14 protein-coding genes are annotated in these 15231 nt (G+C 43.5%); 9 read left to right on the top strand and 5 right to left on the bottom strand.

Features of this window, described 5'->3' with window-relative positions:
* Positions 1-135: 135 nt before the first annotated feature.
* From OCV19_RS06940 to OCV19_RS06930, 3 genes are all read right to left on the bottom strand, one after another.
* Positions 136-2184 (bottom strand): ATP-binding response regulator, encoded by a 2049-nt coding sequence (locus OCV19_RS06940; RefSeq protein ID WP_065676930.1) that lies wholly within the window; start codon positions 2182-2184, stop codon positions 136-138.
* 256 nt (positions 2185-2440) lie between these two features.
* Positions 2441-3256: a TauD/TfdA dioxygenase family protein gene (locus OCV19_RS06935; RefSeq protein WP_065676931.1), complete on the bottom strand. Its 816-nt coding sequence runs from the start codon at positions 3254-3256 to the stop codon at positions 2441-2443.
* 310 nt (positions 3257-3566) lie between these two features.
* A complete protein-coding gene (locus OCV19_RS06930) occupies positions 3567-4466 on the bottom strand; it encodes a Vmh family MBL fold metallo-hydrolase (protein WP_065676932.1) in 900 nt (299 codons plus the stop codon).
* A 160-nt stretch (positions 4467-4626) separates the two neighbouring features.
* On the opposite strand from OCV19_RS06930, the gene OCV19_RS06925 reads away from it, so the two are divergent.
* Both OCV19_RS06925 and OCV19_RS06920 read left to right on the top strand, forming a co-directional pair.
* A complete protein-coding gene (locus OCV19_RS06925) occupies positions 4627-5520 on the top strand; it encodes a LysR family transcriptional regulator (RefSeq protein WP_065676933.1) in 894 nt (297 codons plus the stop codon).
* A gap of 145 nt (positions 5521-5665) precedes the next feature.
* Positions 5666-6070, top strand: a complete 405-nt coding sequence (locus OCV19_RS06920) for an ACT domain-containing protein (protein ID WP_065676934.1) — start codon at positions 5666-5668, stop codon at positions 6068-6070.
* A gap of 103 nt (positions 6071-6173) precedes the next feature.
* Here the strand turns inward: OCV19_RS06920 and OCV19_RS06915 are convergent, their stop codons facing one another.
* Entirely contained in the window at positions 6174-8060 is a 1887-nt protein-coding gene (locus OCV19_RS06915; RefSeq protein WP_065676935.1) for a methyl-accepting chemotaxis protein, read from the bottom strand.
* A gap of 342 nt (positions 8061-8402) precedes the next feature.
* Complete coding sequence (locus OCV19_RS06910) at positions 8403-9119, bottom strand: DUF1826 domain-containing protein (protein WP_065676936.1); 717 nt, start codon at positions 9117-9119, stop codon at positions 8403-8405.
* Positions 9120-9396: 277 nt separating this feature from the next.
* On the opposite strand from OCV19_RS06910, the gene OCV19_RS06905 reads away from it, so the two are divergent.
* From OCV19_RS06905 to OCV19_RS06875, 7 genes are all read left to right on the top strand, one after another.
* Complete coding sequence (locus OCV19_RS06905; RefSeq protein ID WP_065676937.1) at positions 9397-9969, top strand: YceI family protein; 573 nt, start codon at positions 9397-9399, stop codon at positions 9967-9969.
* A gap of 383 nt (positions 9970-10352) precedes the next feature.
* On the top strand, positions 10353-11543 hold the full coding sequence (locus OCV19_RS06900; protein WP_065676938.1) for a YbfB/YjiJ family MFS transporter: 1191 nt from the start codon (positions 10353-10355) through the stop codon (positions 11541-11543).
* Between the two features lie 56 nt (positions 11544-11599).
* Positions 11600-12256, top strand: coding sequence for a glutathione S-transferase N-terminal domain-containing protein (locus OCV19_RS06895; RefSeq protein ID WP_065676939.1), 657 nt, complete (start codon positions 11600-11602; stop codon positions 12254-12256).
* 172 nt (positions 12257-12428) lie between these two features.
* Complete coding sequence (locus tag OCV19_RS06890; RefSeq protein ID WP_065676940.1) at positions 12429-13124, top strand: VC0807 family protein; 696 nt, start codon at positions 12429-12431, stop codon at positions 13122-13124.
* A 382-nt stretch (positions 13125-13506) separates the two neighbouring features.
* Positions 13507-13782 carry an HU family DNA-binding protein gene (locus OCV19_RS06885; RefSeq protein WP_017059113.1) on the top strand — a complete coding sequence of 92 codons (276 nt, stop codon included), beginning with the start codon at positions 13507-13509 and terminating at the stop codon, positions 13780-13782.
* A 25-nt stretch (positions 13783-13807) separates the two neighbouring features.
* Positions 13808-13951, top strand: coding sequence for a hypothetical protein (locus OCV19_RS06880; protein WP_017059112.1), 144 nt, complete (start codon positions 13808-13810; stop codon positions 13949-13951).
* 328 nt (positions 13952-14279) lie between these two features.
* Positions 14280-15182, top strand: coding sequence for a VirK/YbjX family protein (locus OCV19_RS06875; RefSeq protein ID WP_139093570.1), 903 nt, complete (start codon positions 14280-14282; stop codon positions 15180-15182).
* Positions 15183-15231 lie beyond the last annotated feature (49 nt).

The following is a 15231-nucleotide window of genomic DNA, read 5'->3' as shown; positions in this document are numbered from 1 at the left end:
ATTTATAACCAACACCAACGGCAGGACTGAATGGAAGCTATCATGTCGCGATACAAAAAGAGCCCAGCAATTCGCTGAGCTCTTTCTTGTATCTATGTCTACCCAATCCCCGTGAACTTCTGACGATTACATCCACTAAATCCAATGAGCAATTTTATCGAACAGTCGGTTTTTATCGGCAGGTTTAACAATAAAGTCCGACATGCCTGACGATTCCATCTTTTCCAAGGTAACGGGAGAACTGTCACCCGTGTGAGCAATAATCGGCACCGAAGAGTATTCTTTGTCGGCACTTCGAATTCGGCGAGAAGCTTCAACACCGTCCATGATTGGCATTTCAATATCCATTAAGATCAAGTCGATATCGTCAGTATCAAGCGCATCTAAGGCTTGTTGGCCGTCTTCTTTCTGCACAACATCAAAGCCCTGTTTTTCCAATAACATTGCCGTAAATCGGCGTAGAGACTCGTTGTCATCGACCACCATGATCGTACGTTTAGTGGTGGCCTCTAGCGGTTTTACAGCAATCGATGGCATCACATAGTTGGAGTCAAACAGTAAACGATCAATGGTCGCTTTGGTATTCAGTAGCCAAACTTGCGTTTCCACCCAAATAGGCTCGAAAGAGATGTTACGCACACGCTTGATAGGATGACGTTCATACAAGTAAATAATTCGCGCCTCAGTAAACGAAAGTAACGATTCAATCTTATCGAGGCAATTGGCTCTTAAATCCAAGCTCTCCATATCAACGAAAATCAAGTCGAACTCAAACTGATATTCCTTATTCTGTAGCGCTGACGCCACATCCAAAATCTCGAGGTCAAAACCCATAAAGCGAGAGATTTCAGTCATTTTACTGGAAAGCACTGTCTGATCACTGATCATCTGCACCGCCTTGAGTTTAGTCAGTTCGCTCTTGATTTCCTCTACCGAATTGGAAGTCAAAGATGGGAAAATCATCGTGAACTGTGTCCATTGATCCACTTCAGACTGGCATTTAATCTCACCACCAAACGAGCGCATGACCTTCTGACAAAATGGCAAACCTAAACCGTAATTACCCGACTGGCCTGTGGTGTAAAAGTCTTGGAAAATACGACGAATGATATCGCTCGAAATACCAGAGCCGTTATCCGTCACCATTATCTGGTTCGTCACTTCATCACTGAACATGGTGACATGAATATGAAAATCTTCAGGGCTACGATGATGGAACGCATTCTTGAACAGATTATACATGACGTATTTCAACAAGGTGTCGCTACCCAAGAACTCAAAGTTACTCTGCACATCCAAGGAGATTGCTGACTTATCAGCAGAGCGCTTGTAATTGAAACTGTCTATCGCATCTTCAACCACCGCTTGCGCTGAATGCTTCTTAAACGTAGATCGAGAGACTCGGTTTTCATCAATTGAAGTCAGTAACAGATCTATCGTTTCGTTACCGGAATGAATGATCTCCATCGCTTCATCGCCCACTTCACGTAGCTGAATCACTTCCTCATTGCTTAACGCATATTGCCCTTTTTGATCGCCACTTTTAGGGTTCGGCAATATGGACTGCATGACATCAATAGAGGTAAGTAAACCGCTTAGAGGGTTTCGCATCTCATGGGCGATACCTGCACCAAAAGACTTTGCCAATGACACCTTGTTTTCATGTTCCACCTGATTGCGGAAGTAGAACAAGTTGCCGAATAAGTAGATAAACAAAAAGATTGGCACATGCGTCCAATCCATTGTGAGTTCGAGGTAGAAGCCTTGTGCAATCCAAGCGCACAAGGTAGCAATCCCAATACCTGCAAAGGTTTGTGCAAACATCACTCTCGTCACGTGCACTAATAAAATATGGAGGAAAATAGCCGACATGAATGACATAACCCAAACGTTGGACCAATTATTCATTAACAGCATGTAGAAGAAGAAACCGGGCAAACAGATAGTTACAGCAACTTGATAATAAGCCGGAAGGTATTTTCGCCATTCAAATGGGACGCGATTGCGAAATATAATGCCAAAGAACAATACCGAGCAAAACAGGCGGAGTGCCAAGTTTTCGTAGGGTTGCGGAAACAAAAACTCCCACACAATGTAGTAAATTGGAAAACCGACAAAGCCCATCCAACCCACGAGGGTTAGATTCGGTTCTGCGTACTGGTAAACTTTACGAATCGCGTTCATACGAAATACTTTGTTCTCTAAGCCATGACGTTTATTAATTCTATGATTTGGTTTTTATACTTATATTTTTGCGCCGATTATATTACACATCACGTCCGAGCAGTGAGGTTTCAATCAAATATGTACCAACGCATTTGTTTTTATTATTAAGCGTAGATGAATGATTCACCCTGCTGACGCTTAAATTTAAGTACGAGTGCTTGGTTCAGGGATGGGCATGCGCGGTGTTCTTTTGATAACTGTGTTCAGCTTACCGCTATGTCACTGTTACTCGATGCATTTTTCTTGGAGTATCGCCGTAATCTATCACTGCGTAATGTTGCGTTACCCTGTTATCCCAGATCGCCATTGAGCCGTTGTCCCATTTGAAACGAACTTGAAACTCAGGGCGTCTCGCAATTTCAAACAGTTGACTGAGTAAAACATCACTTTCTTTGCGGTCGAGCTCATTGATATGACGCGTAAACTGTTCATTGATATAGAGCGTTTCTTTACCCGTTTCAGGATGAACTTGAACAACAGAGTGAACCACTGGCGGATTCTCCTGTGCTGTTTTAATCAAGGATTTGTGCCAATCAAGCTCAATGTCTTCTGACTTTATACCTTCAAAGACCACCAGTGAGTGAGTCGCCGACAACCCTCTCAACTTAGCTTTTATACCTTCATTTAGAGATTCAAAAACCGCCGTCATAGAACACCAGATCGTGTCACCACCGACGCTTGGAATGTGTTGAGCATGCAACAGGGAAGCTTTCGACGGCAACCTGCGCCACGTTAAGTCGGTATGCCAATAACTTTCCATTGGCGCATTGCCACGGGTTGTTTCAATCACACTCACCTGAGGCGCACTTTCCACGCGAGGGAAGAAAGGATGTACAGGTTCTAACGTTCCAAAGCGCTGTGCAATCATCAAGTGTTGTTCTGGAGACAAAGTCTGCCCGTCGAGAAAAATCACTTGATGGGTAATAAGCGCTTGATACACCTTATCGAGTTCATCAGCACTGCATGTAGAAAGGTCTAATTCGTGGATGCGAGCTCCGATGTGAGGAGTAATGGGTTCTATTTTCAACATACTTTCGCTTATTGGTGGTATTGAGTTGCGGGGCTGATTTGGCTACTAGGCTAATCTGACTACTAACAGTAAACCGGGTAAATGCAGATTTTCTTTCCCACTTGAAATAGAAAATTGCCTCTCCGAAACAAAAAAAGAGCCCCTAAGCTGGAGCTCTTTTCGTTTTTTGATACTTCCTGTATCCATAGACAAGTCCAATCTGTAGTACTTTCACTGAAAGCCAGATCATCGATATCTCCAGTTGTGTATCACTAATAAATCTAGCATACAATCTTCAGACTGTTCTGCGACACAACCGAGATAATCAACTCTAGTGCCAAACCATCTCGCCACTCAGCACTTTCGCGCCAAGTTCTAAATCACCTTCCGTAGCCTCAAATTTCGGGTAGGCTTTCTTCATATAATCACTGATCTCGACCGATGTTGGATTACTTTTGCTCGCCAATGCTTTTTCAATATCAGCCACATAATCCTGCGTGAAGTGAACTGCATTTATCCCTGTTGGCATTTCACCTAAATAGTGACCCGGAATTACAACCTCTGGCTCTAGTGCTTTCATACGCTCCAACGATTGTGACCACTGGCTACGAATCTCTTTCGATGCAGTATCTGCCATCCATACATGCACACCGCTATACACCGACACGCCACCAAACACCGTTTTTTCAGACGGAACCCATAGGTAAGCTTGGTGTGTATTTATCTCTTTCACTTCGATAGTTTCACCTTCGATGCTTAATGTTGTGTCGTTCATCACCATTGGAACAATCACCTTATAGGGCGCGTTGTCTTCTAATATAGGCCCCCAGTATTCAAGCTTTGCATCTTTGGTGCGTTTGATATGCGCGACAACGGCTTCACTGGCAACGACTTTAACGTTAGGAAATGCCGAAACTATCGGTTCCAAACCAAAGTAGTAATCAGGGTCACCGCTGCTGATGTAAATCATCGATAATTTTTTGCCTGTAGCTTTGATTTGCTCCACCAGATTTTGTCCATCAGCCACACTAAATTGCGCATCAAACAGAATCACTTCTTTCTCACCCGAAACCAATACCGAGCTTGCAGGGAATATCGCGTTCTCGCCGGGGTTATAGTGAGTGATATTCAGATCCGCAGCTAAAGCAACACTTGATGCCAGCACCGTTCCTAGGCTTATGGTTCCTAAAAGCATGCTTTTTGATAACAGGTTTTTCGATAATGTATTCATGGCTTTATTCCGGTATTTGGAGTTGAACACCTGCCAACTCGCTGAATGTCCAAATATCTTATTTGATTGAATTTAGATGAAATAGACATAAAATTGACTTTAACTATTGCAGTTTTCGGACATATACTGAAGTCGGTTTAATTCTCTAGGCAATAAAACAATGGATAAACTCGAGGCAATGAATGTCTTTGTCACCATAGTGGAACGTGGCAGTTTGAGCGCAGCTGCAGAGCACCTTGATCTCTCTCGAACCAAGGTCACTCGCTATTTGGGTGAGTTAGAAACATGGATGGACACACGCTTGCTTCACAGAACAACACGAAGATTGAGTTTAACCAGCGCAGGTAAAGAAACACTTGAGGTCGCCAGAGAACTTTTGGCACTGGAAACATCCCTAGCTGGAATCAGAAACCAAAACCGAGAGCATTTAAAAGGTCAGCTGCGTATTACTGCGAGCTACTCGATTGTCGATAGCTTCTTGATGGACGTGATCAGTCGCTTCATCGCCAAATGGCCAGAGGTTTCTATCGACATTATCTCGACTGATCAGACCGTCAATCTGGTTGAGTCACGCATCGATTTAGCAATTCGCATAACCAACGAACTCACGCCCAATATTGTCGCCAAGCAGATCGGTGAATGCCGCTCCGTGATTTGCGCATCGCCTCAATATCTAAAAGAGAAAGGCACACCCACAGAAGCCCAAGATCTAGCGCACCACAACTGTTTATCGTTCAGTTACTTTGGCAAAACCGCCTGGACGTTCAATGGCCCCAATGGGCTGGAATCAGTTCCGATTAAAGGGAATATCAGTGCAAACACCTCAGAGGTTCTGCTTTCTGCCACACTCAAAGGCAACGGTATCTGCTTACTGCCCTTCCCTTCAGTGGAAACCTTGATGCGTGATGGTCTATTAGTGCCACTGCTTTCTGAATGGCAACCTAAAACGCTCGGTGTTCATGCTATTTATGGAACGCGTAAACAAGTCACACCGCTGTTAAGAGCCTTTATCGACCATTTATCTGACGAGATGGAACAATCGACAAGTTGGTAGAAGTACGATGCCATCACTAAGGAGGAAAACTTGCCATTAGTAAAACTGATACAGAATTAAAATCATTAATTTTACTTAACTGCCAGTTGCTTCTATCGTGACTGCATACATCATCAATTAGCTTATTCACGCAGGGAAACTGACTATGGCTGCCATTACCGACCTAGACCTTCTACTGAAATCCATGTCACCAGAATTAATCGACGGGAGCTATGTTTTTTGCACTGTCGACGGAGCGTTAGCAGACTATGTTGAGCTCAATCCAATCTCGACTTTTCGTGAAAAAGAAGGTTTAACGCTGGTTCTTGAAGAAGATGTTGCGACCAAAGCTCAGTTAGACTTCGACGGCGTATTTAGCCTGATCACTTTATCAGTACATTCGAGCCTTGAAGCGGTTGGATTAACGGCTGCGTTTGCGACTAAGCTAGGCTCGTACGGCATTAGCGCTAACGTTGTTGCAGGCTACTATCACGACCACATCTTCGTTCAAAAAGACAAAGCAGAAACTGCAATGAGTGCGCTGAAAGAGTTTTCAGAAGCGGATGAGTAAAGAGTTCTATTGTTCACAGACACAAAAAAAGCGACGTAATCTACGTCGCTTTGGCTTATTGCTTACTGTTCATTCACTGATCAGGCATCAGCTAATGAAACAGTTAAGCAAGCTTAAAAATCGCCACTTTATCACTTAAACCAGCGGCTTGGCTCTTAAGTTCGTTCGACTCAGTTAAGCTGTCCTGTGCGCCCACAACTAGATGGTCAGTAACATCTTTAATGGTCGTAATGTTTTGGGTAATTTCACCCGTCACGTGTGTTTGCTCTTCAGCAGCCGTCGCGATTTGAGTCGCCATATCACTGATCAAAGCCACCGCCGAGTTGATCTCTTCAAGCGCATGAGAAGCTCTGTCGGCATCTTCTACTGAATGTATCGCCAGTTTAGAACTGCTTTCCATCAGCTCAACCGCTTGAGCTGTCGTGCGCTGTAGGATATCAATCGTTGATTTGATCTCTTCTGTTGAAGAGTGAGTGCGCTGCGAAAGCACACGTACTTCATCCGCTACCACAGCAAAGCCACGACCTTGTTCGCCAGCACGAGCCGCTTCAATCGCAGCATTCAAAGCAAGTAAGTTGGTTTGCTCTGCAATGCCTTGAATCGTTGCGAGTACAGTCGAGATCTCTTGAGCATGCTTGTTGAGCTCGCTGATCACGTTACCCGCTTCGTTCACTTCATTAGCTAGGTTATTGATTGAACCTTTGGTATCCACAACCAGAGCGTGACCGCTGTTAGTGCTTGTCGCTGAATCTTGCGCCGCTTTTGCTGTTTGCTCGGCATGCGATGCAATCTCTTGCGTGGCGCTCGCCATTTCAGTTACGGCCGTCGCGACCATAGTGATTTCTTGCTGCTGATGATTAAGCTCATCCACCGAACGGTTCGCACGCTGAGCACTTTGCTCTGACTGACTGTTTAGCTGTTCTGACTGACCACGGATATGGCCAATCAACTGCTGTAAACTTCCAACAAAGGTATTGAAGTTATGAGCCAACTCACCCACTTCATCTTGGTTTTCAACATGAATGCGTTGAGTTAAATCACCGCTACCATTCGCGATTTGCGCCAGTGCTTGAGATACGTGGTTCAACGGACGGAATAGAATCGTACACAGCAGGTTAAACAGTATGGTACATACGATCACCACAAGTAGCGTCACCAACACTTGACCAATCACTGCATCAAATAGTGGCGCAACCAATGAATCATGGTTAACAACACTCACAGTAATCAGGCTCGTTCCATCAATCGCACGTGCGTACAAAACATAGTCGCTGCCGTTCAACTCGATAGAAGTGTCTTTACCGCTAGTCAGCGCCTTTTGTACATCCGCAAAATCTAACCCAAGTGAGCTGATATTTTTGTTCAGTAACTTGGTGTCAGGGTGCGTATAAACCGTGCCTTTATTGGTCGCGATGAACATGTAACCTTCACCTGGAAGAATCACTTGCTCTAGGCTATTAAGAATGTCGGTAATTTCAACATCCGCACCTAACACAACCTGTTGACCATGTAATTGCATGGCAGTACCCAGCGACACAACATTCGCTCCAGTTGCAGCTGCAACCGTTGGGTTATCCATGAACACCTTACTTGGGTTCGCAACCGCATTGGTGTACCAACCCCACAAACGAGGATCATCATTGCCCGGCGGAAGAACAACTCCATTCGCGTTCTTTTGCGAACCGTCAGGAAACGCCAAGAAGACATTATCAAAAGAGGCTGAATCACGAACCTGTTTTAGGTGAGTCACCAAGCTTTCTTGTTTGGATTCTTTCGAAAGAGAAGTAAGCGCACGCTCTTTGGATAAGATCCAATCCGATACATATTGATTGTAAGAAGCCGATGCACCTTCTAAGCGCTGTTCAACTTCTGTATCCAACCGTTGCAGTGAAGCACGAAAAGACAATGCCTCGACCAAAATCCCCCCCAGGATAATGGCCATACTGGCTGAAATCGCCAGTTTATTTTTAAGCGAGAGTTTCTTGAACATAGGAAACCTATAATGTGGAAGTAAAAAACCGTGGCGAACAAATTGGTTGCCAAAGAGGTTTGCAAGCGGGATATATTTTACGCTTTAAAATAAATTAAGAAACCGATGAGGAACTGAAATATTGATATATGTGAGTAAGTGCACGCATCGTAACCCATTGATTTAGAGTATGGTAAACTCTAAATTTTGAATTAATGTGCTAAACATGATCAGCTGATGAGTGTCTCTGTTTGAGAGTAATAACAGCATAGATCGCGCCATGCCGTTAGCTCATTAGGAAGGTATTTAAATGTGTTGAAGGTTTGAAAAAAATAGGTCGCGGGCTAAATAGTCAAAAGTTGATCAACCAAAGTCCAACGTTAACAGCAATCGTGTTTCGTCAGATGAAGTGACTGGTGAACGATGCACAAGGCCTGCATTTTCATTGCCACTCCAGCGCACCCCTTTTAGTAATGCCACATCACCACTTGCAAGTTGTTGGATATCTGACTCATGATTGTACAAGCCCGACTCTGAATCTGGCTGTCCGTTAGCCCCTCGCCCTAGCTTAGAACGGTCGACTAAGTCGTTTGGCAACCATTGAGTCGCAACGCCATGATAAGTTGTCACCAAGCGGCAAGGCACTTGATCAAAATGGAAACGTGGGCACATCGCTTTATTCAGAACGGCTAAACGCAACCCGACTTCTTCAAGCTCAAACAAACAACAGAACATATCCACCAGCTCTGCCATGTTTTCTAATAGCGCTTTAGAGGCGGTGCCATCGGTAGCAAATTCCAACTTATCGAAAGCATTTTCAGGTGACACGCTAACAGACTTACTAAAGTTTGGATTCAATGCGATAAATTCACTGATTGCCGTCGTTAAGCCTTCATCAAACTGTCGCTGCCATACCGCTATATTAATATCGCTTTGGTATATATCCGCTAATACCGTTGGCTGATCAGAAGCACTCAAGCTTGGCTTGTTATTTGCCTGATCCTGGATACTCACAACTGAACTAATGTTGAGTGGCTGGCTGCTATTGGTAGCCAAAGGCTTGGTTAACACGGCATTCATTACGTCGCCTCCTTGATACATGCTCATCGCTTCCCTTTTACCAACAAAATAATTATTCTTGGCAAGAGTGATTTTTAGTTATGTTATAACATAACTAAAAATAAACAAATCACTTCGTCGATCATGATTACAGTAATACAGCAACGCCCTTCTTTGCCTGCGGTAATTTTTCGAATGCTGAACTAAGCTTCTATCAATTACTCTTTCCAAAAAGTCATTTTAAAAACGTACGACTCAACAACGTTAACCTGTGAATTCATCAATCTGGTGACAACTTATGAAAAAACTAATCTCTACATTCGGCCTCTTATGCGCCGTTATCTCCGCTCAATCTTTCGCGGAGTCGGGCTACACATTAGATCCGAAGTTATCGAACATCACATTCGCGACCATTAAAAAGCAGTTTGTTGTCGAGCCTGCATCCATCAAGCCAATGTCTGGAGGGCTTACCGAAGAGGGTCAGTTTTCAATAGTATTGGACTTGAAAAGCGTGAGCACCGGAGTCGCTATTCGTGACCAGAGACTCAATGAACTCTACTTTGAATCGATGACTTTTCCTGAAGTGAAGATCTCTGGGAAGGTTGAACCGTCGATGCTATCTGGTGATCCAAAAAGAACAACAGTAGCAGCGGAAGTTACTTTACACGGCGTAACCAAAACGATCGATTTCCCAGTTGTGGTGGTTCCATCAGAAGGATTTGTCATGGTTAGCTCAGCCTCGACAATCATCGTCAACGGCGCTGATTTCGGGATATCGACAGAGAATCTAAACAAACTTTCAGCGACCGTGGGTGGATTAGCGATTTCCGACCAAATCCCTTTGAGCTTTAACCTACTTTTCGACCAATAATGGGCTTATAACTCTTCCTTTCTGTTCTGCCTCATTTCACATTCATCAATCGTTTAAGAGCGGTGAATGTGAGTGAGAGTAACTGGGCATCAATCTTTTCTAAATAACCTAATCATTTAGCTCCAACTTTAGTCTAACCATTGATCACTCAATTCTACGATGATTAAAACAATCGCTTATAGCCTTCCCCTTGGCATAGCAACAGATCCACCAAGTGTTTAAACATACTGGCTATTTTCCTACCTCGAAACCACTTTTAGATATGCAACCTATATGACTAACAGCCTAGTGATATTGATGGTGAATGATGTCAGTATGCAAAATCGAACAAAGATTTTGCACTATTGCCAGAGTATCTAATCAAACCGAAAAGAGCCCCTTTTATGCTGAATACACACATCGTTAATCGAGACAGCTTGGCTGGAATGGGGGCAACTCTAATTGGCAACGGGATCGGTAGGTTTGCCTATATAGCATTAATGCCGGCTCTCATTCAAAGTGGTTGGTTTAGCGAAAGTGATGCATCTTATCTTGGTGTAGCAACCCTTCTTGGATACATATTGGGTGCACCAGCTGCCAATATACTACTGCGTTATTTCAGCGCCGGTCAGTTGATTCGTTTCGCGATGTTGGTGAGCAGCTCTAGCTACTTGGGCTGTGCTCTGCAGGATGCGCCCTTGGCATGGTTCTATGTTTGGCGAACTTTGGCTGGAGTTTCGGGTGCTTTGCTAATGGTCGTCGCCCCTCCGGTAATTGTTCGAAAATTTAACCCAGATGTGAAGGCTCGTGTAAGCGGGGTTGTATTTTCAGGCATTGGGCTTGGTGCAATGTTATCTGGCACCCTAATTCCTGTGCTCATTTATTTTAGTGTGGTTTCGGCTTGGATTGGCATGGGTGTCATCGCATTGGCCACCACTATGCTCACCTGGAATACATGGCAAACCCAACCTAATACGTCAAAAGCGCCCTATATAAAATCTTCCTTCTCTCAGCTATCAAAACCTAAGTTAATCAGCGTAACGCTTATTCTTGTAGCTTATACCTTCGACGCTATCGGTTACCTACCACACACCTTATTTTGGGTTGATTACATCGTGCGTGAACTGGGCATGTCGTTCACTAGCGGTGGGTTGTTCTGGGCAACCTTTGGTATTGGTGCCGCCATTGGCCCATTAATAACAGGCATATTGGGAGACAAGCTAGGGCTAAAGAAATCACTCTGCATTGCATTTAGCTTCAAGGCTCTAGGCGTCGCATTACCCCTTCTTAGCACTCACCCCATCGCGCTATTTATCTCTTCTTTATTGGTCGGTATTTTCACGCCGGGGACGGTCACTCTGGTGTCGACTTACACATTGGAGATTGTCGGTTATGAACTGCACACCAAAGCGTGGGCTGGGATGACACTTTCCTTTGCTATATCACAAGGAGTCGTCGGACTTGTGATGGCGTACTACTTAAATCATATGGCGTCATATGATTTGTTGTTCAGCATGAGTGCTGCTGCTTTGATTTTATCTGCGGTGTGCACCTTAATGACCGCGACTCGACCTAAGCGTGAACACTCAATCTAAATCTAAATCTAAACGCGCTTTTTGGACTCAGTTATCGAATAAAATAAGGGATTAACATGCAACTCTACTTAAATGAAACCTCTCCGTTTTCACGCGTAGTCGCAGCAACAGCACTTCTGTCTCATTGCTCGCCTTTGTCTTTTGTTTGGGTCGACCCTTGGAGTACGCCGACCAACCTGAAAAACGTCAATCCATTTTGCTTAATTCCGGTATTGGAACTGGAAGATGGAGCTTCACTAACAGAAAGCTTATGTATCTGCCAATACCTAATTGAAACGTATCAACCTCAAACGCTACGCCAAGTGACGTTAAGTGATGCCCATCAAATGAAGCATCTAGGAACAGCAAAGACATTAATGGAGATAGCTTTTCGAACCGCAGCACTAACACGCTATACCGATAGTGATAATGTGCTAATCAAGAGAGGACAAGACGGTATCGCTGCCGCGCTAAAGCAACTTGACCAAGAGATAAACACACAAGGGTTAGATTCCCTTCTTACTGATAACTTGGCCACGTTGTATCTCCATGTCGCTTTAGATTACGTCCAATTCCGACATACTGCGCTGTTTGATGAAGCGAACAGCCGAAACATCACCGATTTTTTACACCGTTCTCCATTCGCAGACGTACTGGCACACATAAGCATTGAGAGATTGGCAAGCAAGCCTGACTATGAAATGTTATTAAACTCGTTCGGTCATGGGGCTTAAAAATGGCATGAAACAAAGGCGTGCAAAGTTTAGAATTGAGCATTAGATAGGCTCAGAGATGTCGTTGATGTCACATGTCGTTACACAGCATGGCGCCTTAAGGCTTTACATCTTGGGCGAGGTAAACAACAATCCCTGAGAATAAATCCATAACATAATGTATTTAGAAATTATGAGTAGTACAGAAAACAAAAAATCGAGTCCTCTTTTCGAAGTTGTATTTAACGTCCTTCTTCCTTCATTCATTTTAATGAAGTTCAGTGGAGAGGAGCACCTTGGAACAGGCTTAGCATTACTTGTCGCACTAGCCTTCCCTATTGCTTACGGTAGCATGGAGTTAATCCGTAATAAGAAGTTCAACTTCATCGCGGCGCTTGGCTTCGTCAGCGTGCTATTAACGGGCGGTATTGGTTTCTTTGAGCTAGACACTCGTTGGTTAGCACTAAAAGAAGCATTAATCCCTGGTCTAATTGGTTTAGCGGTTCTTGGCTCAACCTTCACCCGCTACCCGTTTATCCAGAAAGTTATCTTCACACCGGCCCTGTTAAATATCTCTCTTATTGAAGAGCGCCTAAAGCAGTTCGGTAACCAAGCAAAGTTTGATCGTTGTCTAATGACATCGAACTACCTATTCGCAAGTACCTTCGCTTTCTCTTCTGCGATGAACTATTTCCTAGCGACTTGGATTGTGACAAGCCCTGCCGGCACTGCAGCCTTTAATGAAGAGTTGGGTAAACTCACGCTATACAGCTACCCAGCCATAGCTATCCCTAGCATGCTGATGATGTTAGGTATTTTCTACTACATTTGGCGCCAAGTTCGCGCTATGACTTCGCTAGAAACAGAACAAATCTTTATTACTAAGTAGTTCTCGTTACGTTAGCTTTGAATACAGAACCGCTTCAAATACTAGATTTTTTAAACGCCATAAAGCCCAGCCCTGTCGCTGGGCTTTATAGTTTTTGCTATCTAAATTCATGAACTCAATCGGCGCACGTTTGATTGATACTCTCAATCAACCAAGACATTCACCGCCACTTATCCGTCGTGAACTCAACTAACTCGCTTTAAATCTATAATAATCAATGAATTCCATTGATTGAGCCGACAGATGCTTTTATAGTCAATTCTGTTGGTTACTTTACAAAGCTCTACCCAACCACTGACAATATTTCAGTTGCCGTTGATAAGATCGCATAAGCTAGGTGCTAAAGGTAGACGCCAGCCGTACTCAATAAGGAATATAGATTATGAACAAATCTCAATTAGTTGAACACATCGCGACTTCTGCAGACATTTCAAAAGACCAAGCAGGCACGGCGCTCAATGCGCTTGTTGAAGGTATCTCTACTTCGCTTGCTAACGGTGATGACGTATCGATCCTTGGGTTTGGTAGCTTTAAAGTTAACTCTCGTGCCGCTCGAACTGGTCGCAACCCGCGTACCGGAGAAGAGATTCAAATTGCAGCGTCAAAAACGCCAGCATTTAAAGCAGGCAAAGCACTGAAAGAGACGTGCAACCTGTAATACAAAACATACAAGGAAGGTTACGATGACGACTAAGGAAAAAGCGAAAACGAGCCGAAGCAAAAAAGCAGGTAAGTCGACTAAAGCACAAGCCGAAACACCTAAGACTCGTCAACGCATTGAAGAGCTTCTCGAAGAGCGTGAATTGGCCAAACTGTTAGAGCTATAGTTTATATAAGAACTAAAGTTTAGGTTTGAGCAAAGTGATAGTTTGTTATCGTTCTAATGCCACTGCAGATTTGTAGTGGCATTTTTGGTTTTAGAAACAGATTCCTAAAGTAAATACCAATCGCGACCTACGCCTTCTCTCTACTAAGACACAAACACATCTGCCCAAAATCTGAGCGCTAAGTAACTGATTAAGTTACATAGCTATACATATCCATACTTACCTAAATCGCCTTTTTCACTATCATCATTTTCTTGTTATTGGTGAGATTATTGGAAGGGTTCGTGACACGACTGTGTTCGAGCAATCCTTCTTCTTTGAGGTGATTATGAATGTCGTTCGCATGGGGATTGAAGCAAATACCCATAAAACTAAGGGTAAGTACAAAGCGATACTTAAGTTTACTATTCGAGCCCTGTTTTATTATTCAGCCACTCGAAAAATGAGTGATAATTTCAACTCTGAAGAGAGAAAGTTGTTATTTATCAAGCAACCCAACTTCCTTTCTAAATTTGTCACTCCCTACTTATGCACTGGCTTTAGCAATAAAGAAAAGATTGATATCTTATCCAAACACTACGACTGGTTTGAAAACACCTTCGCAACAGAAGCTAGACACCAAATCTATAATGAAAGGCTCAATCTTTTAAAACTAGAGATAGATGACAACGTTTATCTGGTTAATCTCAGCTTTGAAAGAAACGCGAGAAAAGAAGGTGAACTGACAATTTCATTGACCAATTCTCTACTCGAAAAAATGTATAGCATCTCGTTCACTGTTTTCGACAACAGCATCTACATCGGTGGTATTCAAGGTGGGGCCAATGACAATGGATTTAGCCGCACATTCACAAAAGCTTTCTACGGTTTAAGACCTAAATCCTTCATGGTAGAAACACTAAGACTGTTAGCCATTAACTTAGGTATCAACAATATCTATGCGGTAAAAGAGTCTGGTCATGTGTCGAACTCATTACGCTACGGCAAGAAAAACAAAGACATCAGCCTTAAGTACGATAGTTTGTGGGAGGAGCACGATGGACAGGTGCATAACGACTATTTTTATCGTCTACCGACAAATCCAAACAAAAAAGATCTTGAAGCCCTAAAACGTCAAAAGCGTAAGTTGTATCGCGAGCGCTATGCCTGGCTAGATCTTTATGAACAAGATCTGAAGAACGTAATCAGTCAGCACATCCATGATCCTATTCATTATGCTCATGACAGTTAATTTGGCTAACCTGTACTCGACTCGCTAACGCGTATTACCTTTACTAGCG

This window comes from Vibrio celticus (assembly GCF_024347335.1).
GTDB classification, from domain to species: domain Bacteria; phylum Pseudomonadota; class Gammaproteobacteria; order Enterobacterales; family Vibrionaceae; genus Vibrio; species Vibrio celticus.
Note: the sequence above shows the minus strand (reverse complement) of the source record. Positions and strands in the feature narration are given on the sequence as shown.

What these genes read in the sequence shown, in the direction of transcription:
- OCV19_RS06940 (WP_065676930.1), bottom strand. Translation starts at nt 2,184, where the DNA reads ATGAACGCGATTCGTAAAGTTTACCAGTACGCAGAACCGAATCTAACC.
- OCV19_RS06935 (WP_065676931.1), bottom strand. Translation starts at nt 3,256, where the DNA reads ATGTTGAAAATAGAACCCATTACTCCTCACATCGGAGCTCGCATCCAC.
- OCV19_RS06930 (WP_065676932.1), bottom strand. Translation starts at nt 4,466, where the DNA reads ATGAATACATTATCGAAAAACCTGTTATCAAAAAGCATGCTTTTAGGA.
- OCV19_RS06925 (WP_065676933.1), top strand. Translation starts at nt 4,627, where the DNA reads ATGGATAAACTCGAGGCAATGAATGTCTTTGTCACCATAGTGGAACGT.
- OCV19_RS06920 (WP_065676934.1), top strand. Translation starts at nt 5,666, where the DNA reads ATGGCTGCCATTACCGACCTAGACCTTCTACTGAAATCCATGTCACCA.
- OCV19_RS06915 (WP_065676935.1), bottom strand. Translation starts at nt 8,060, where the DNA reads ATGTTCAAGAAACTCTCGCTTAAAAATAAACTGGCGATTTCAGCCAGT.
- OCV19_RS06910 (WP_065676936.1), bottom strand. Translation starts at nt 9,119, where the DNA reads ATGAATGCCGTGTTAACCAAGCCTTTGGCTACCAATAGCAGCCAGCCA.
- OCV19_RS06905 (WP_065676937.1), top strand. Translation starts at nt 9,397, where the DNA reads ATGAAAAAACTAATCTCTACATTCGGCCTCTTATGCGCCGTTATCTCC.
- OCV19_RS06900 (WP_065676938.1), top strand. Translation starts at nt 10,353, where the DNA reads ATGCTGAATACACACATCGTTAATCGAGACAGCTTGGCTGGAATGGGG.
- OCV19_RS06895 (WP_065676939.1), top strand. Translation starts at nt 11,600, where the DNA reads ATGCAACTCTACTTAAATGAAACCTCTCCGTTTTCACGCGTAGTCGCA.
- OCV19_RS06890 (WP_065676940.1), top strand. Translation starts at nt 12,429, where the DNA reads ATGAGTAGTACAGAAAACAAAAAATCGAGTCCTCTTTTCGAAGTTGTA.
- OCV19_RS06885 (WP_017059113.1), top strand. Translation starts at nt 13,507, where the DNA reads ATGAACAAATCTCAATTAGTTGAACACATCGCGACTTCTGCAGACATT.
- OCV19_RS06880 (WP_017059112.1), top strand. Translation starts at nt 13,808, where the DNA reads ATGACGACTAAGGAAAAAGCGAAAACGAGCCGAAGCAAAAAAGCAGGT.
- OCV19_RS06875 (WP_139093570.1), top strand. Translation starts at nt 14,280, where the DNA reads ATGAATGTCGTTCGCATGGGGATTGAAGCAAATACCCATAAAACTAAG.